At 71.2% G+C, this 17,185-nt stretch carries 19 protein-coding genes; 13 read left to right on the forward strand and 6 right to left on the reverse strand.

All coding sequences use genetic code 11. The features are described 5' to 3' along the window. Window positions 1–7: 7 nt before the first annotated feature. The 3 genes from IE274_RS16165 (at window position 8) to IE274_RS16175 (ending at window position 3,661) form a co-directional block, all read left to right on the forward strand. A complete protein-coding gene (locus IE274_RS16165; RefSeq protein ID WP_190116404.1) occupies window positions 8–985 on the forward strand; it encodes a COG1470 family protein in 978 nt (325 codons plus the stop codon). Next, window positions 978–2,192: a hypothetical protein gene (locus tag IE274_RS16170; protein WP_229909570.1), complete on the forward strand. Its 1,215-nt coding sequence runs from the start codon at window positions 978–980 to the stop codon at window positions 2,190–2,192. The genes IE274_RS16165 and IE274_RS16170 overlap by 8 nt, the downstream gene beginning before the upstream one ends. A gap of 83 nt (window positions 2,193–2,275) precedes the next feature. Then, a complete protein-coding gene (locus tag IE274_RS16175; protein WP_190116528.1) occupies window positions 2,276–3,661 on the forward strand; it encodes a hypothetical protein in 1,386 nt (461 codons plus the stop codon). A 45-nt stretch (window positions 3,662–3,706) separates the two neighbouring features. Here IE274_RS16175 and IE274_RS16180 read toward each other — a convergent pair whose 3' ends face one another. Continuing rightward, window positions 3,707–4,666, reverse strand: a complete 960-nt coding sequence (locus tag IE274_RS16180) for an alpha/beta hydrolase family protein (RefSeq protein ID WP_190116405.1) — start codon at window positions 4,664–4,666, stop codon at window positions 3,707–3,709. Between the two features lie 108 nt (window positions 4,667–4,774). After that, entirely contained in the window at window positions 4,775–6,265 is a 1,491-nt protein-coding gene (locus tag IE274_RS16185; RefSeq protein WP_190116406.1) for a peptide MFS transporter, read from the reverse strand. Window positions 6,266–6,811: 546 nt separating this feature from the next. Here IE274_RS16185 and IE274_RS16190 point away from each other — a divergent pair. Beyond that, entirely contained in the window at window positions 6,812–7,489 is a 678-nt protein-coding gene (locus tag IE274_RS16190; RefSeq protein WP_016644465.1) for a response regulator transcription factor, read from the forward strand. A gap of 100 nt (window positions 7,490–7,589) precedes the next feature. Beyond that, window positions 7,590–8,882: a sensor histidine kinase gene (locus tag IE274_RS16195; protein WP_190116407.1), complete on the forward strand. Its 1,293-nt coding sequence runs from the start codon at window positions 7,590–7,592 to the stop codon at window positions 8,880–8,882. A gap of 58 nt (window positions 8,883–8,940) precedes the next feature. Here the strand turns inward: IE274_RS16195 and IE274_RS16200 are convergent, their stop codons facing one another. After that, window positions 8,941–9,483 (reverse strand): GtrA family protein, encoded by a 543-nt coding sequence (locus IE274_RS16200; protein ID WP_190116408.1) that lies wholly within the window; start codon window positions 9,481–9,483, stop codon window positions 8,941–8,943. A 263-nt stretch (window positions 9,484–9,746) separates the two neighbouring features. Between IE274_RS16200 and IE274_RS16205 the strand changes: the two genes are divergently transcribed. The 4 genes from IE274_RS16205 (at window position 9,747) to IE274_RS16220 (ending at window position 13,743) form a co-directional block, all read left to right on the forward strand. Continuing rightward, a complete protein-coding gene (locus IE274_RS16205) occupies window positions 9,747–10,919 on the forward strand; it encodes a 5-(carboxyamino)imidazole ribonucleotide synthase (protein WP_190116409.1) in 1,173 nt (390 codons plus the stop codon). Next, window positions 10,916–11,458 (forward strand): 5-(carboxyamino)imidazole ribonucleotide mutase, encoded by a 543-nt coding sequence (purE, locus tag IE274_RS16210; RefSeq protein WP_190116410.1) that lies wholly within the window; start codon window positions 10,916–10,918, stop codon window positions 11,456–11,458. The genes IE274_RS16205 and purE overlap by 4 nt, the downstream gene beginning before the upstream one ends. A gap of 4 nt (window positions 11,459–11,462) precedes the next feature. Further along, window positions 11,463–12,659, forward strand: a complete 1,197-nt coding sequence (locus IE274_RS16215) for a dipeptidase (protein WP_190116411.1) — start codon at window positions 11,463–11,465, stop codon at window positions 12,657–12,659. A 172-nt stretch (window positions 12,660–12,831) separates the two neighbouring features. Continuing rightward, window positions 12,832–13,743 (forward strand): alpha/beta fold hydrolase, encoded by a 912-nt coding sequence (locus IE274_RS16220; protein ID WP_190116412.1) that lies wholly within the window; start codon window positions 12,832–12,834, stop codon window positions 13,741–13,743. A gap of 246 nt (window positions 13,744–13,989) precedes the next feature. Here the strand turns inward: IE274_RS16220 and IE274_RS16225 are convergent, their stop codons facing one another. Genes IE274_RS16225 through IE274_RS16235 form a run of 3 tightly spaced genes read right to left on the reverse strand, consistent with a single transcriptional unit; the run spans window position 13,990 to window position 15,594 of the window. After that, window positions 13,990–14,838: a helix-turn-helix domain-containing protein gene (locus tag IE274_RS16225; protein WP_190116413.1), complete on the reverse strand. Its 849-nt coding sequence runs from the start codon at window positions 14,836–14,838 to the stop codon at window positions 13,990–13,992. A 14-nt stretch (window positions 14,839–14,852) separates the two neighbouring features. Next, a complete protein-coding gene (locus tag IE274_RS16230; RefSeq protein ID WP_190116414.1) occupies window positions 14,853–15,368 on the reverse strand; it encodes a DUF6879 family protein in 516 nt (171 codons plus the stop codon). Next, on the reverse strand, window positions 15,340–15,594 hold the full coding sequence (locus IE274_RS16235) for a hypothetical protein (RefSeq protein WP_190116415.1): 255 nt from the start codon (window positions 15,592–15,594) through the stop codon (window positions 15,340–15,342). Before IE274_RS16235 ends, IE274_RS16230 begins: the two co-directional genes overlap by 29 nt. A 153-nt stretch (window positions 15,595–15,747) precedes the next feature. On the opposite strand from IE274_RS16235, the gene IE274_RS16240 reads away from it, so the two are divergent. The 4 genes from IE274_RS16240 (at window position 15,748) to IE274_RS40560 (ending at window position 17,142) form a co-directional block, all read left to right on the forward strand. After that, entirely contained in the window at window positions 15,748–16,062 is a 315-nt protein-coding gene (locus tag IE274_RS16240; RefSeq protein ID WP_190116416.1) for a hypothetical protein, read from the forward strand. A gap of 38 nt (window positions 16,063–16,100) precedes the next feature. Beyond that, the gene (locus IE274_RS16245) at window positions 16,101–16,331 is read left to right on the forward strand and encodes a DUF397 domain-containing protein (protein ID WP_190116417.1); all 231 of its coding nucleotides are present in this window, start codon (window positions 16,101–16,103) and stop codon (window positions 16,329–16,331) included. Between the two features lie 95 nt (window positions 16,332–16,426). Continuing rightward, the gene (locus tag IE274_RS16250; protein ID WP_190116418.1) at window positions 16,427–16,924 is read left to right on the forward strand and encodes a hypothetical protein; all 498 of its coding nucleotides are present in this window, start codon (window positions 16,427–16,429) and stop codon (window positions 16,922–16,924) included. Next, a complete protein-coding gene (locus IE274_RS40560) occupies window positions 16,921–17,142 on the forward strand; it encodes a DUF7848 domain-containing protein (RefSeq protein WP_198897902.1) in 222 nt (73 codons plus the stop codon). Before IE274_RS16250 ends, IE274_RS40560 begins: the two co-directional genes overlap by 4 nt. Window positions 17,143–17,185 lie beyond the last annotated feature (43 nt).

Here is a 17,185-nt window from a genome sequence, read left to right on the forward strand (position 1 = left end):
GCCGCCGATGCCGCTGATGCCGTCGACGTGGAGTACGCGCGGAGCGCGAGCGCTGTGCGCGGGCGCCGCCGTGCTGCTCGCGTCGTGGTGCGCGGGGCCGGTGCCGGGGGCGCGGGCCGCCGACGCGGGCGGTTCGGTGTGCTCCGCCGACGCGGGCGGACCGGTGCGCTCCGCCGACGGCGGTGGTGCGGCGCGGGCCGCCGACAGCGGCGGGGCCTGGTCCATCGCGCCCTCCGCGGGCAGCGGTTCGCGGCCCGCGCGGCACGACGGGCGGCCCTGCTTCTACGCGGAGGGCGCCCCCGGCGCCGTACTCCAGGACACCCTGTCCGTCACCAACCCCGGTGCCGCGCCGCGCACCGTGACCCTGCGCGGCGCCGGGCCCGCGGGCACCGGGAAGTGGCTCGCGTTCGCGCGGCGCGCGGTGACCGTGCCGCCGCGGACCCGGGCCGAGGTGCCGTTCACGGTGACGGTGCCGTCGGGGGCCGCGCCCGGCGACCACCTCGGCGAGGTCGTGGCGCGCGGCGGCGGGCGGGACGCGCGGGTCGCCGTGCGGCTGCGGGTGAGCGGGCCCGCGCTCGCCGCGCTCACCGTGGAGCGGGTGCGCCTCGACGCGGGGGCGGGCCGGATCTCGTACGACCTGGTCAACCGCGGCACCACCGTGCTCGCGCCGAAGGTCGTGGTGCGGGCCGACGGGATGTTCGGCGAACTGCTCGACCGGCGGGCGCGGCAGGTGCCGCGCGCTCTCGCGCCCGGTCGGCGGGTGTCCCTGAGCGAGCCCTGGGACGCGGTGCCCGCGCTCGACTCGGTGGACGTACGGCTCACGGTGACGGCGGCGGGCGGGGTGGCGGAGCGGGCGAGCGCCTCCGCCTGGATCGTGCCGTGGCCCGCGGTCGTGGGGAGTGCGCTCGGGGGCGCCTCGGTCCTCGTGGGGGGCTTGGTCGTGGTACGTCGGCGTCGGCGGGCGGAGGTCCCGAGTGATGGTTGAGTCGGCACGAGCCCGCCGCCGCGCGGCGGCAGCCCCCCGGCGGCCCGGCGGCCGCGGTCGGCGCGGCGGCCACCGGTCCCGGCACCCGGCACCCGCCCCCGCCGCCCTGCCGCGCGCCGCCCTGGCCCTGGCGCTCCTCCTCGCCGCCCTGGGCGTCGCCCTGGCCGCGCCCGCCCCCGCCCGCGCGGCCGACAAGCCCACCCTCACCCTCTCCAAGTCCCAGGCGGGCACGGGCGGTTCGGTCACCGTGAGCGGCAAGGGCTGGCGGCCGGACACCCTCCTGATGATGCTCGTGTGCGGGCAGGCCGCGCCCGCCGTCGGTGTGCCGGGCGGCACCAACTCCTGCGCCAACTCCCGGGGGCGGGCCGTCACCACCGACGGCGACGGCGCCTTCCGCAAGCGGCTGCCCGTGGCCGAGCCCCCGCAGGCCTGCCCGTGCGTCGTGCACGTCGCCACGGTGACCGGCAGGAAGACCGCCGTGGACGCGGCCTTCAAGGTCGCCGGGCACCCGGTGCGACCGCTGCCCGCGCGGCAGGACGGCGGCGGCAGGCTGTCCGTCCTCACCGACACCCGGCTCGACGGGTCGGGCTCCCTCCTCACCTGGTTCGGCTCCCCGCCGACGCGACGGCTCGTCTTCACCGTCGGCAACGTCGGCTCCACGCCGGTCAGGAACCCGGTGTTCCAGGTCGGCACCTCGCACGGCGTGTTCGCCCCGCAGTGGGAGGAACAGCAGTGGCGCGGCACCATCGCGCCGGGCAGGAAGGCGCAGATCGAGCTGTCCGTCGAGCTCCCGGCGGGGGCGCACGGCGACTATCTGGTGTCGCTGCGGTACGCCGACCGGGTGCTCGCCGAGCAGCCGTGGGGCGTGGGCCGACCCTGGGGCGTCACGCTGTTCTGGGTCCTGCTCTGCGTGGTCGTGCCCGCGGCCGTCTTCCGCGTCGGCATGGTGCTCGTCGACCGGCTCCGCCCCGACCGGGGCCGCCGCCCGCCCGGCCGCCACCGCACCTCCCGCGTCGGCGAGTTCACCGTACGCCTGCCCCGGCTGCGCCTGCCGCAGTCGGCCGTGACCGCCGAACGCGAGACCGCCGCGCCCGCGGCGACCACCACCACCTTGCCCTGGTTCAGCCCGGACGCCGATCCGGGCGCACCAGCGGGACAGCTCTCCGCACCGTCCGACAACGGCCCCACGACGAAGGGAGAATCATGAGGAGGACGCGGAGGAAAGGGAGCGCGAGGGCGGCCGGGGAGGCGCCACCCCGTACCAGAGCGACCGCGGCCGGCGTCGCCCTGATGCTGGGCGGCTCGGGGCTCGTGGGCGGGGTCCTGCTCGCCGCCGCCGGTCCGGCGCAGGCCGCGGAGGTCGCGTACAAGACGGAGTGCGTGCCGCCCCCGATCTCCAATCTGCCGCCGGTGCACGGCACCACGAAGGTGGACGTCAAGGTGCCCGCCGAGGCGAAGGTCGGCGACGAGGTCGAGGTGGTGTGGAAGACCGTCGAGGCCGCGTCCAAGAACCCCGACATCCTCGATCTCGGCAAGGACACCGTCCTGCCCACCGGCACGATCAAGCTGGGCGGCGCCCAGAGCGGCGACCTGAAGCTGACGGGGACGCGGACCAACCCGCCCATACCCAAGGGCAGTCCGATGGTCCTGTCCGACATGAAGGCCAAGCTGAAGCTGACGAAGCCGGGCGAGGTGACGCTCACCCCGGACGCGTACGACATCAACGTCGACAAGCCGATCTCCACGGACACCAAGTGCAAGCCGGAGGAGGCCGTGAAGGCCGCGGCGACCATCAAGGTGACCGAGGGCGGCGGCAGTTCGGGCGGCACGACGTCGGGCGGCAGCTCCGGCGGGACCACGGGCGGTACTTCGTCCGGCGGCAACTCCGGTGGGAACACCGGGGGTTCGGGTTCCGGTGGCGGTGACGACGGCGGTACGACCAGCGGCGGCGGCACGTCCGGCAGCTCGGGCTCCGGCGGCTCCACCGGTGGCGGGGGCGACCAGAGGGACTTCACCGGCAAGGAAGTCCAGATCCCCTACAAGTGCAAGACCCCCATCGGCGACAAGGAAGCCACCTCGCCGGTGCAGATCAACGCCAAGAAGAACGGCGGCAGCTACGGTCTCACCGTGCAGTTCAAGAAGTCCGTCATGGACAGCCCCGCCGACATCCCCGCGAACTCCGTGACCCCGTCGATGGCGGTCGGGCTGGGCGGCGCCGACAAGGGCACCGTGGCCGTCGAGGGCCCCGCGAACAAGGAGCCGATCAAGTCCGGCGCCCCGATCACCATCCCCGACCTCACGGGGACGTACAAGCCGGGCGCCGACGGCAAGTCCACCCTGTCCCCGGGCGTCCTCACCGTGAAGGCCCTGGGCACGACCACGACCTGCACCCCGGCCAAGACCGAAGTGTCCCTGGAGCTCGACACGTCGGCGCAGCCGGGCGGCGCGTCCGGCGGCTCGTCGGGCAGCGGCGGCACCGGCGGTTCCGGTACGTCGGGTGGCTCCGCCTCCGGCTCGGCGGGCGGCGCGGCGACGTCGGGCGGCGGGCTCGCGGACACCGGCGCCGAGGACAACGGGGCGCTGCGGGCGCTCGGCCTGGTCGCGGGCACGGCGATCCTGCTGGGCGGCGCGGTGTTCACGTTCCTGCCGCGCGGGCGCCGCCGGTGGCTGCGCTGAGCCGGGGCCGCCGACTGCGCTGCCGAGGCCGCTGGCCGTGCTGAGCTAGGGCCGCTGGCTGCGGGTGCCCGCGTGCGCCCGCAGCCACGCCAGTACGTCCCGCGCGAGGCCCGGCGCCCTGAGGAGCGGGCCGCCGTGCGCCGAGCCCGACAGGGTCCGCACGGTCACGTCCCGCAGGCCCGCCCGGCGCTGGGCGGCGGCGAGTTCGGCGGAGTGCGCGGGCGGTACGTAGTCGCCGGCCGAGTGCACCAGGTACAGGGGAGCGTCCCGGGCGCCCGACGCGTGCGAGACCGCCGCCAGGTCGCCCCACCGCTCCCAGCAGCGCCGCCCCGAGGTGTCCGGGTCGCATCCGGCGAGACGTTTCGCCGCCTGCCGCAGCGCCCGCTGCCGGGCCGGGGCGCCGGGCCGCGCCCCGTCCGCCCACGCCCGGTACGGCGAGGCGACGGGGGACAGGGCGGCCACCCCGCGTACGTACGAGAGGCCGTCGCGGTACGCGCCCACGCTCACCGCGAGATGCCCGCCCGCCGACGAGCCGAGGAGCAGCGGCCGGGGCGCGCGCGGGCCCTCGCGGCGGGCGATCCAGCGCAGGGCGGCGAGCACGTCGGTGCGCTGGGCGGGCCAGGCGGCGTCCGAGGAGAGCCGGTAGTCGGTCTCGTACACGGTGAAGCCGCGCGCCGCGAACCACCGTGACCAGCCGCTCCAGTCGGTGTCCCGGGCCCACGAGCCGCCGTGCAGGACGACGAGGGACTGCCGCTTCCCGCCCCCGGAGGGGCCGTACACCGTCACGGTCTGGCGGGTGTGCTCGCCGTAGGAGAAGACGCGGCCGGGCGGCGGGGCCTCGGGTGCCGCCTCGGCGGCGACGCTGGAGGAGAGCAGCGTGCCGCACAGGGACAGGGTCAGCAGCGCGCGGCGCACGGTCAGGGGGCGGTGGCGCCCGGTCGTACGGAGCGGGCGCCCGGGCTTCCGGCGATGGCGCGCGGTCGGGCGGCGATGGCGCACGGTCATGGGGCGATGGTCCACCGCGCGCCGCCACCGCGCCCCGGGAAACGCCAAGGGCCACCGCACCGGGTGGTGCGGCGGCCCTCAGTTCGTACGAACGGGCTCAGGCGGGTGTCAGTTGACGTCGCCCATGAGCGCCTTGACCTTCTTGCGGTACATGTAGACGGCGATGCCCGCGATGACGGCGAGGGTGGCCTCCATGGCGACCACGCCGGTCTTGTTCAGGTCGACACCGGCCGTGGACAGCAGGCCGGTGGTGCAGTCACCGGCGGTGACGGCGAGGAACCAGACACCGAGCATCTGCGAGGCGTACTTCGCCGGGGCCATCTTCGTCGTGACCGACAGGCCGACCGGGGAGACGCACAGCTCACCGACGGTGTGCATGAAGTAGATCGCGACCATCCAGTACGCGCCGACCTTCTCGCCGTCGCCCGCCATCGTCAGCGGGATCAGGAAGACGAAGAACGAGGCACCGGTGATGACCAGACCGACGGCGAACTTCACCACCGTGGTCGGCTCCTTGTCCCGGCGGTTCAGTGCCAGCCACAGGACGGCGACGACCGGGGCCAGGGCCATGATCAGGACCGGGTTGACCGACTGGTACCAGGAGACCGGGAAGTCGAAGCCGAAGATCGAGGTGTCCGTGGAGTTCTTGCCGAACAGGGCCACGGTGGAGGCGCCCTGGTCGTAGATCATCCAGAAGACCGCGGCGGCCACGAAGAACCAGATGTACGCCGTCATCTTGGACTGCTCGACCTGGTCCAGCTCTTTGTCCCGCTTGATGCGGGCGAGCACCCAGATCGGGATGACCAGGCCCGCGACCGTGATCGGGACGATGGCCCAGTTCAGGGTGTAGACGCCGGTGGCGATCGTGACGCCGTAGAAGACGACGGCGGCGATGACCCACAGCATGGCCTTGCGCAGCAGGCTCGTCAGCTCCGGCTTGTCCACCGGCTTCGGCACGACGCTGCTGCGCTCGCTCAGGTGGCGGCCGCCGAGCAGGAACTGCACCAGGCCGAGGGCCATGCCGAACGCGGCGAGGGCGAAGCCCAGGTGCCAGTTGACCTTCTCGCCGACGGTGCCGATGGCCAGCGGGGCGAAGAAGGCACCCAGGTTGATGCCTATGTAGAAGACGGTGAAGCCGCCGTCGCGGCGCGGGTCGTCCGGGCCGTCGTAGAGGTGGCCGACCATCGTCGAGATGTTGGCCTTCAGCAGGCCGGAGCCGATGGCCACCAGGACCAGGCCGAGGAAGAACACCGCCTGGCCGGGCAGGGCCAGGGTGATGTGTCCCGCCATGATCACCAGGGCGGCGATCGTGATCGTCTTGCGCGGGCCCCACAGGCGGTCCGCGAACCAGCCGCCGGGCATGGCGAGCAGGTAGACCATCGCCATGTAGATCGAGAAGATCGCCGTCGCCGTGGCGGCGTCCATGTCCATGCCGCCGGGGGCGACCAGATACAGGGGGAGCAGGGCCTTCATGCCGTAGAAGCTGAAGCGCTCCCACATCTCGGTCATGAAGAGAGTGGCCAGGCCGCGGGGGTGGCCGAAGAAGGTCTTCTCGGAACCAGGAGTGCTGGCCGAGTCCTTCGTCAGGCTGGACGCCATGGGTCGATCCTCGTGGTTCGGGACGCGGCCGACGGCGGGGGACCGCGGGGCGCGCCCGGTGGGGGGCGGTCGGCACCGGCGTCCCGCCGTCCACCCCACACGCCTGAGGAGGGGTCAGTGCCACGGTGTCCGTGGAGCACGAGGGACGGTGACACCGAGATCCACACCCCGGGACGCATCATCGCGTGCGGGGCCCGACCACAGGTCATTCCTTTCAAAGGCCGGTGACATCGGTACCGGCCCACACACAAAAGCGACCCTTGGCGCGCAATAGCGGGCCAAAGGTCCTTGAGTAGTGCTACAGGCGTCTCGCCACCATACGCCACGACAGAGCGGGATTTGGAAGGACTTGAGACATGGATCACAGGTGACTCAGGAACCAACATCCCACATTCGAAGGTGTACGGAAGACCACTCCGAGGATCCCACGTGGTGGACGGTGGAACGTGTTCCTCCGTTCTTGGGGGAGCGCGGGCGCGGCCGGGGGCGCGGGGTCGTCCGGCGATCACCCTCCTGCGCTGGTCCGGCGCGGACTACCATCACCCCATGACCCGTGTACTGCTCGCCGAGGACGACGCGTCCATCTCGGAGCCGCTGGCCCGCGCACTGCGCCGCGAGGGCTACGAGGTCGAAGTGCGCGAGGACGGTCCCACCGCCCTCGACGCCGGGCTGCAGGGCAGTGTGGACCTGGTCGTGCTCGACCTGGGCCTGCCCGGCATGGACGGCCTCGAAGTCGCCCGCAGGCTGCGCGCCGAGGGTCATACGGTGCCGATCCTCATCCTCACCGCCCGCGCCGACGAGGTGGACACCGTCGTCGGGCTCGACGCCGGCGCCGACGACTACGTCACCAAGCCCTTCCGCCTCGCCGAACTCCTCGCCCGCGTCCGGGCCCTGCTCCGGCGCGGCGCCACCGAACCCGCCCAGCCGCCCGCGACCCACGGCGTCCGCATCGACGTCGAGTCGCACCGCGCCTGGATGGGCGAGGAGGAACTCCAGCTCACCGCCAAGGAGTTCGACCTCCTCCGCGTCCTCGTCCGCGACGCCGGCCGCGTGGTCACCCGCGACCAGCTCATGCGCGAGGTCTGGGACACGACGTGGTGGTCCTCCACGAAGACCCTCGACATGCACATCTCCTGGCTCCGCAAGAAGCTGGGCGACGACGCGGCGAACCCCCGGTACATCGCGACGGTGCGCGGGGTCGGGTTCCGCTTCGAGAAGAGTTAGGCCGCACGGGGCGGTCGCCGCCGGGGCGGGGTGGACCGGGGGGGCGCCGGGCGAGGGGCACACTGGTCTGGTCCGTCCCCCTGCCCGGCCGGAGGGCCCTGTGCGTCGCCGTCTCATCAACTCGACCCTCGCCGTAGTACTCGTGGTGATCGCTGTCTTCGGCGTCTCGCTGGTGATCGTGGAGACCCGCACGATCAGCAACAGCGCGCAGGAGAGGGTGGATTCGGAGGCCCTGCGGCTCGCGGGCATCGTGGACAGCCGGCTGCTGAGCGACGAGCGGGTCAGCGGGGACGTGCTGCGCGAGCAGGTCGACACGGACCGCTACGCGCGCATCGAGATCCCGGGCCGCGCCGCCATCGAGGTCGGCACCCGCCCCACGGGCGACGTGATCCGCGCCACCCGGGACGGGGAGGAGGGCGAGAAGGTCACGGTCGAGGAGCCCCGGACGGCCGTCACGCAGGAGGTCGGACGGACGCTGCTGATCATCGGCGGTGTGGCCCTCCTCGCCATCGTCGCCGCCGTCCTGCTCGCGGTACGCCAGGCCAACCGTCTGACCTCCCCCCTCACCGACCTCGCCGAGACCGCGGAGCGCCTCGGCTCCGGCGACCCCCGCCCCCGCCACCGCCGCTACGGCGTCCCGGAGCTGGACCGCGTGGCCGACGTCCTGGACGGCAGCGCCGAGCGCATCGCCCGCATGCTCACCGCCGAGCGGCGCCTCGCCGCCGACGCCTCGCACCAGTTGCGTACGCCGCTGACCGCCCTGTCGATGCGCCTGGAGGAGATCACCCTCACCGACGACCTGGACACGGTGAAGGAGGAGGCGACGGTCGCGCTCACCCAGGTGGAGCGGCTCACGGACGTCGTCGAGCGGCTGCTCACCAATTCCCGCGACCCCAGCACCGGGTCCGCCGTCACCTTCGACCTGGACGAGGTGATCAAGCAGCAGCTGGAGGAGTGGCGCCCCGCCTACCGCAGCGCGGGCCGCGCCATCGTCAGCTCCGGCAAGCGCCATCTGCACGCGGTCGGCACCCCGGGCGCGGTCGCCCAGGTCCTGGCCGCGCTGATCGAGAACTCCCTGATGCACGGCGGCGGCACCGTCGCCCTGCGCACCCGCGTCACCGGCAACCAGGCCGTCGTGGAGGTCACGGACAGCGGTCCGGGCGTGCCCGCCGACCTCGGCGCGCGGATCTTCGAGCGCGCCATCAGCGGCCGCAATTCGACAGGGATCGGCCTCGCGGTGGCCCGGGATCTGGCCGAAGCGGACGGGGGCCGCCTGGAGATGCTGCAGGGCAAGCCGCCGGTGTTCGGGCTCTTCCTGTCGCGTACGCCCCCGTACCGGGAGGGCAGGGACCACGACGGCCCGTCGGACGTGCCAGGGGACACGGTGCGCTAGCGCGGCAGGCGTCGGGCGTCCTGCCCTGCCCCGGCCCGCCGGGCCCGCCCGGCGGGCCTCAGCCCTGTCCCCGGGCCCCCGAAGCCGTGCTCGTCCGCCCCTCGCCGCTCCCCGACTCCCGCTCCCCGTCCTCCAGGAACGATTCCGCATGCGCCACGGCCTCGCGGGCGGGCAGCGTACGGAACACCCAGGTGCGGTACGACCAGAAGCGGAACAGCGTCGCGATGCCCATGCCGACGAACTTGAAGACGTTGGACTGCAGCCTGCTGTCCCAGTCGAAGCCGTACGTGGCGACGTACAGGACGCCGTTCTCGATGACCAGGCCGACCGCGCTGAACAGCAGGAAGAGCGTCAGCTCCTTGGTGCGGCCGCTCTTGTCGCGATCACGGTAGGTGAAGTACCGGAACCCGACGTAGTTGAAGGCGATGGCGACGACGGTCGCGATCACGCTGGCGCGCACCACCTGCAGATCCGTGAGGTGCCGCACCAGGTTGAACACGGCGAAGTTGACCAGCGTCCCGACCGCCCCCACGGCCCCGAACTTGGCCACTTCACGTGCGAGTCGGTCGAACCGCACCCTCAGTGCGCCGCGCTCCGTCATGGTTGGTCGCCCCAGCCCCCGTCGATTTCATGTGGTCCGTCGACGGGATCGATGTCGAGCGGGTGGTCCGCGTCGGTATCGCCGGTCGGTTTCCCCAGTCGATCCGTCGCCTCTCCCGGTCGATCCGTCATTTCGTTCGCGTCAACCCAGCCATGCTAACCAGCGACCTCCGTCGGCGCTCGGGGACGCCGTCACTCTGTGGCGCGCCTGTGACGCCCGTGCGCGGAATCGGGCCGCTCCCGGATGGCCGATACCCTGTGGGTGTGACGTTCCCGGTAGTCGGCATGGTCGGCGGGGGTCAGCTCGCTCGTATGACACACGAGGCGGGCATCCCGCTCGGCATCAGGTTCAAGCTCCTCAGTGACACCCCGCAGGATTCCGCGGCGCAGGTCGTCAGCGATGTCGTCATCGGCGACTATCGCGACCTCGACACGCTGCGTGACTTCGCGCGGGGCTGCGACGTGATCACTTTCGATCACGAACATGTACCCACCGAGCATCTACGGGCCCTGGAGGCGGACGGCATCCCCGTGCGCCCGGGGCCCGACGCGTTGGTGCACGCCCAGGACAAGGGTGTGATGCGCGCGAAGCTCGACGAGCTGGGGGTGCCCTGCCCGCGCCATCGGATCGTGGAGGACCCGGCCGACGTGGCCGCCTTCGCGGCTGAGGGCGTCGCGGCCTCCCCTGGCGTGGGCACGGAGAGTGACGGGTTCCCCGTCGTCCTCAAGACCGTGCGCGGCGGGTACGACGGCAAGGGCGTGTGGGTGGTGCGCTCCGCGGCGGAGGCGGCCGAGCCGTTCCGTGCGGGCGTCCCGGTCCTCGCCGAGGAGAAGGTCGCCTTCGTACGGGAGCTGGCGGCGAACGTCGTCCGCTCGCCGCACGGGCAGGCCGTGGCGTATCCGGTCGTGGAGTCGCGGCAGGTCGACGGCGTGTGCGACACGGTGATCGCGCCCGCGCCCGGGCTCTCCGAGGAGCTGGCGGGGCAGGCGCAGGAGCTGGCGCTGCGCGTGGCGAAGGAGCTGGAGGTCGTCGGGCACCTCGCCGTCGAGCTGTTCGAGACCGCCGACGGCCGGATCCTGGTCAACGAACTCGCGATGCGACCGCACAATTCCGGCCACTGGAGCCAGGACGGCGCGGTCACCTCCCAGTTCGCCAACCACGTCCGCGCGGTCCTCGACCTGCCGCTGGGCGACCCGCGTCCGCGCGCCAAGTGGACGGTCATGGCGAACGTCCTCGGCGGCGACTACCCCGACATGTACGCCGCGTACCTGCACTGCATGGCGCGCGACCCGCAGCTGAAGATCCACATGTACGGCAAGGACGTGAAGCCCGGCCGCAAGGTCGGCCACGTCAACACCTACGGCGACGACCTTGACGACGTGCTGGAGCGCGCCCGTCACGCGGCCGGCTACCTCAGAGGGACGATCACCGAATGAGTACTCCCGTTGCTCCCGTCGTGGGCATCGTCATGGGCTCCGACTCCGACTGGCCCGTGATGGAGGCCGCCGCGAAGGCCCTCGACGAGTTCGAGATCCCCTACGAGGTCAATGTCGTCTCCGCGCACCGCATGCCGCGCGAGATGGTCGCTTACGGCGAGCGGGCCGCGGACCGGGGCCTGAAGGCGATCATCGCGGGTGCGGGCGGCGCCGCCCACCTGCCCGGGATGCTCGCCTCGGTCACGCCGCTGCCGGTGATCGGCGTCCCGGTGCCGCTGAAGTACCTCGACGGCATGGACAGCCTCCTCTCCATCGTGCAGATGCCCGCGGGCGTGCCCGTCGCGACGGTCTCCGTGGGCGGCGCCCGCAACGCCGGGCTGCTCGCCGCCCGCATGCTCGCCGCGCACGACGAGGAACTCCTCGGCCGGATGCGGGAGTTCCAGCAGGAGCTGAACGACCAGGCGACGGAGAAGGGCAAGCGCCTTCGCGCCAAGGTCGAGGGCGCGGGTTCCGGTTTCGGCTTCGGCTCGGGAAAGTGAGCGCATGACCACGCTGCCCGCATCCCTGGCCGAAGCCCGTTCCCTGCTCGCGGAGTTCCCCGTCGTCGACGGTCACAACGACCTGCCGTGGGCGCTGCGCGAGAAGGCCGGGTACGACATCGACCGCCTGGACATCGCCGCCGACCAGACGGGCCGGCTGCACACGGACATCGGGCGGCTGCGGGCGGGCGGCGTCGGCGCGCAGTTCTGGTCGGTGTACGTCCGCGCGGACATGGCCGGCGACACGGCGGTCAGCGCGACGCTCGAACAGATCGACTGCGTACGCCGGTTGCTGGCCCGCTACCCCGCGGACCTGCGCGCCGCCCTGACCGCCGCCGACATGGAGGCGGCCCGCGGCGAGGGCCGCATCGCCTCCCTGATGGGCGCCGAGGGCGGCCACTCCATCAACAACTCGCTGGCCACGCTGCGGGCGCTGCACACCCTCGGCGTGCGGTACATGACGCTCACGCACAACGACAACATCGCCTGGGCGGACTCGGCGACGGACGAGCCGGGCGTCGGCGGGCTCTCCCCGTTCGGCCACGAGGTGGTCCGGGAGATGAACCGCGTCGGCATGCTCGTGGACCTCTCCCACGTCGCGGCGACGACGATGCGGGCGGCCCTGGACACCTCGGTCGCGCCGGTGGTCTTCTCGCACTCCTCCGCCCGCGCGGTGTGCGACCACCCCCGCAACATCCCGGACGACGTCCTGGAGCGGCTGCCCGCGAACGGCGGCCTGGCGATGGCCACCTTCGTCCCGAAGTTCGTCCTCCAGGCGGCCGTCGACTGGACCCTCGCCGCCGACGAGAACATGCGTGCCCACGGCTTCCACCACCTCGACACCACCCCCGAGGCGATGAAGGTGCACGCGGCCTTCGAGGAGTCGACCCCGCGCCCGATCGCCACCGCCGCCACGGTCGCCGACCACCTCGACCACATGCGCGAGGTCGCGGGCGTCGACCACATCGGCATCGGCGGCGACTACGACGGCACCGCCTTCACGCCGTCCGGCCTCGACGACGTCGCGGGCTACCCGAACCTCATCGCGGAACTCCTCGACCGAGGCTGGTCCACGTCCGACCTCGCCAAGCTGACCTGGCAGAACGCGGTGCGCGTGCTCGGCGCGGCGGAGGACGTGGCGCGGGACCTGCGGTCCCGGCGGGGTCCGTCGATCGCGACGCTGGAGCAGTTGGACGGCTGACGGCGGGGCAACGGGCTTTCGGGGCGCGGCTGTTGGGGTCGCGCCCCGGCTTCGCGGCAAGTTATGGACTGGGCAGTCCAAATGAGTTAGCGTGCTCGTGCCGGGGCGGACGTGAACCCGCTCGCCCCGGTATTGGGATGACCAGTACACAACTCCGGTGGGGGAGAGCGACATGACCGACGCACGACTGACGGACACCGAACTGGCCCGCTCGCTGGCAGGCGACTTCACCAGCGCGCACGCCGACGTGAACGGCACCCGGCTGCACTACGTCACCGGCGGCAGCGGCGAACCCCTCGTGCTGCTCGGCGGCTGGCCGCAGACCTGGTGGCAGTTCCACAAGATCATGCCGACCCTGGCCCGCCGCTACCGCGTCATCGCGGTGGACCTGCGCGGCATGGGCGGCTCGGCGAAGCCGGAGAGCGGCTACGACAAGAAGACGATGGCGCGCGACGTGCGCGACCTCGTCCGCCACCTCGGCCACGACAGCGCCCACCTCGTCGGGCACGACATCGGCGCCATGGTCGCGTACGCCCACGCCGCCAACCACCCCGAGGCCACCCGCAAGGTGGCGCTCCTGGACGTGGCCCACCCCGACGAGAACCTCCGGAAGTTCCCTCTGCTCCCGGCGGTCGAAGCCGGCACCGACTGGGAGACCGCCCCCGGCATCTACCTGTGGTGGTTCGCCTTCAACCAGGTCAAGGGCCTCCCGGAGCAACTGCTCGACGGCCGCATGGGCGCCTTGAGCGACTGGCTCTTCGGTTACCTGCTCAAGGACCAGTCGTCGATCGACGCACACTCCCGTGCCGTGTACGCGGCGGCGTACAGCACCCCGGACGCGGTCCGTGCGGGCAACGCCTGGTACCAGACCTTCCGCCAGGACGTGGCCGACTTCGCGACCTACGAGCCGGTACGCACCCCGCTCCTCGGCCTCGCGGGCGAGCGCAACCTCGCCTACCTGCGCGAGACCCTCGCCCGCCACGGCACGGACGCGGTGGTGCGCGCCGTACCGGACTCGGGCCACTACCTGCCGGAGGAGCAGCCGGAGTTCGTCACCGGGCAGCTGGTCGAGTTCTTCGGCTGAACCCGCCCGGACACGCGCGTCGCCCTCTCCCCGGCGCGGGGAGAGGGCGACGTCTCGTGCGGTGGGGCGATCCCGGAACTACGGCAGGTTGCGCGCCATCACGATGCGCTGGACCTGGTTCGTGCCCTCGTAGATCTGCGTGCTTTACAGCATGTATCGCTCTGACCTGCATGAACACCCCCTTCATGGGGTGCCTCCCCAGCATTTCCCCATGATCATCCGTACGTGAGGCGTTGCCGTCGCTGGTCAGCCCAGGGATGCCACCGCGTCCGCGATGAGGGCGCGGGCCGCCGCTCCCCGTACGGCCTGCTGCGAGAGGCGTTCAAAGGCACGGGCGTATAGCTCTACCTGGCTGGGCTGTGTGAGCGTGGAGGCGGCGTCCAAGGTGTCGGCGTGCACCCTCTGGTCGTCGAAGATCGTGAAGGTCGGCATGGGCCAAACGGCCCGTTGTTCCGAGAACGGGACGATGCCCACGGCGACGTTCTGAAGGTCCATGACCCCGAGCAGGTGGCCGAGCTGCGCCGCCATGGTTTCGGCGCCGCACAGTCGATACCGCAACACCGACTCCTCCAACACGAAGGAGAACCGGCGCCCGCCCTTGCTCAGCACCTCGTTACGCCGTATCCGGGCTGCCACGGCCTCGCTCACGTCGTCCGGTGTCCCTCGGAAATCCGCGATGGAGGACAGCAAGGCGGAGGCGTACCCCGGTGTCTGAAGGAAGCCAGGAATCACGTCGGATACGTAAACGCGGAAGCTCTTAGTTTGTTGATACAGGTCGCCGGTGCTCTCTTGCAGGCGCCGGAGGCCGGTCCGCTGAAGCCGCTTCCACTCGACATGCGCTTCAGCGGACTGTCTGTTGGCCGCGATCAGATCGGGGGCCTGGTCCTCGGCGGCGCAGGCCCGGCACCACTCTCGGATATCGGCATCGGACGGAGGCGTCTTGGCGTTCTCGATCCGGGACGACTTCGACTCCGACCAACGGCACCTGACGGCCAACTCCCGCCCGCTGATCCCCGCGTCTTTTCGGATCTCCCGCAGACGGCCAGCCAGGACTTCGCGGGCCTTCTGAACGCGTGAAGAGGGGTGAGGGGACACGGAGTTGGCTTTCGTCAGACCTTGTACTGGTGGTGCGGGATCGCTCGCTCCCAGACCGCTTCAAACGCAGCGGAGCACAGCTTCACTGCCTCCGGATCGGCCGTGATCTCGTCCTCCACCACCACGCCATCACCCGAGAAGTGGTGTACCCGGAGCAGCGTGTCATCGAACAGCCAGAAGTCGTTGCCCGGCAGGGGGATGGTCGTGGCTCGTCGCCGGGGCAGCCAGCGGACTTGCTCCCCTGCCGTGACGTTGGCATGAGTGACGTAGTGCTCCCAGCGGATGTACTCCGATACCGGCTCGGAGACCACCCGCGCCCTTCGGATCATCACGCCCCTGGCTACGGTGTCAGCGATCAACTGGTCATAGGGATGCCACCAGGACTCGCGATCCCCCCAGTTGATCCGGTCCCCCTGCTTCCACGCCTCGAACCGGTCCGTGGCGGCGTAGGAGTCGCGCAGCTCCAGGTGGACGGCGGACCGCTCGCACTGGCCAAGCAGCTCAGCGAAGCTGGGCACGCTCGACGGCATCACACGCCTCCCTAATCATCGGGATCATCCGGGCCGGAAGCCTGACGATGGCTTCGCCATCAGGTACCGGACCGTTCGCGGGGCTGGTTGCCTCGCACTCCGCCTGAGTCTCGGTGCTCGGCTTCCATCCCTGCAACAAGATCTCCTGAGCCTCCGCGTCCGCCCACACAGTGGGGCAGTGGTCCCGGTCAGTTTCAGGGTCGATGCCGACGAACTCTGTGGCCATGGCTGGCTCCCTGGTCTAGATGCTTGCTCGGACTTGCACAAGCTTCGCCGACCAGTGAGGACGGCATCAATACCGCTACCAGCCAAGCTAATTGGCGTGCAAGTTCATGCAAGAACGTGGACCGGTGTCATCGGCCGAGAGAACGATGGCTCCATGCCGACCGAACCGAAGAACGACAGACAGAAGGCCCCGCAGGGTTGGCGGATGGACCCGATCCCAAGCCGTCCGGCGTACCGGGATAGTGATGGGAACATCCGCATTCCTGTGTGGCTGACGAAGAACGGTCGGCATATGGCAGACACGGAAATGGTTCTGCTTCCGTCTGAGGCCGCCCTACTGGCCGACAACCTGACCAACGCTATGACGGACAACTCCAGGTCGGTCCTGCACGAGCTGCTTCGGGAGTCCGCGACAGCTCTTGCCCCTGGCGTTGTACTCGTGTCGAAGGCGGAGCAGTACCAGTTCTGAGCCTGCCCCTGTCACTGACCTCACAGGAAGGCACACCCATGCCCGGAACCGACCTGTACAGCCTGCCCATCGACGGAGCCAAGTTCCTCAAGGCGTGCGGGGGCAGCACGCATCCGGACGGCGAGTCCTGCGCCACGCTGGCGAAGATCGGCCCCGACGTGTGGGCGCTGGGAGACAGTAAGCGGCCCGGTGCGGCGCCGCTGAGGTTCACCACCGCCGAACTGAGCGCGGCCGGTATCGACCCGGCCCGCTTCACCGTCTCGGCCTGACGGCCATTCCTGGTGTCCTCCGGCCCTGTCTCGATCCCCCGAGAGACGGGGCCGGTTGGGCGCTCCTCTGCTTCCTGCACTGAACGGGACGACAGTTGCACCACCACGGCTACCTGTGGACCGGCTCCAAGCAACGGTTCGACGACGAGGCGCTGAGACGGCCCCCGCACCTTGATCCACCCCCGGCAGACGGCAAGCCGGAACTGATCCAGCGGCACAGGGAAGTGAAGGCGGAGTTCCCCGTCGTGGACCTCCCGCCGCTCGAAACGGCGTACTGGCTGATCAAGCCAGCGAAGCTGATCCGAGGCACCTGGGAAGAGCCGAAGGAAGCGGCCCAATGGCTCGGGGAACGGCTTGCCGAGTACGCACCCCGATTCGCCTCCGAGTCGGACCGCGATAGTACGCGGTTGGCGCTACTGGTCAACTCCGCTGCCGAACGGCTTGGTTGGGGCGGGGACGTGTCCCACGGCTTCTACCTCGAACACCCCTCGTTCCTGTCGCTGGCCCTGGTGTGTTGCTCCCCGAATCGCGCCATGCCGGACCTTCCCTGCCCGACGACCGGACGCCTGACGAGGGGGAGCACGCAACGATGACCCGCTCAATCCTGCGGTACACGAAGCACCGGATCACACAGCACCCGGATACGGAAGTGACGTTCGAGGCCAAGTGCCTGACGTGCGATTGGGAGGCCGAGCCTTCATCGGATGGTGCGACCGTCGACGTGGAGTGCATGAGCCACACCGGCCGGACCCAGCACGACCAATTCCGGCGCCTGTGCACATCGGTCGCCCTGGTGGAACGGGCTGAGTAGAGCCGAAGCAACGAAACCGCCCCAGCCCGTTAAGGGCTGGGGC

The sequence above is a fragment of the Streptomyces flavofungini genome, assembly GCF_014650815.1.
Classification (GTDB): domain Bacteria; phylum Actinomycetota; class Actinomycetes; order Streptomycetales; family Streptomycetaceae; genus Streptomyces; species Streptomyces flavofungini.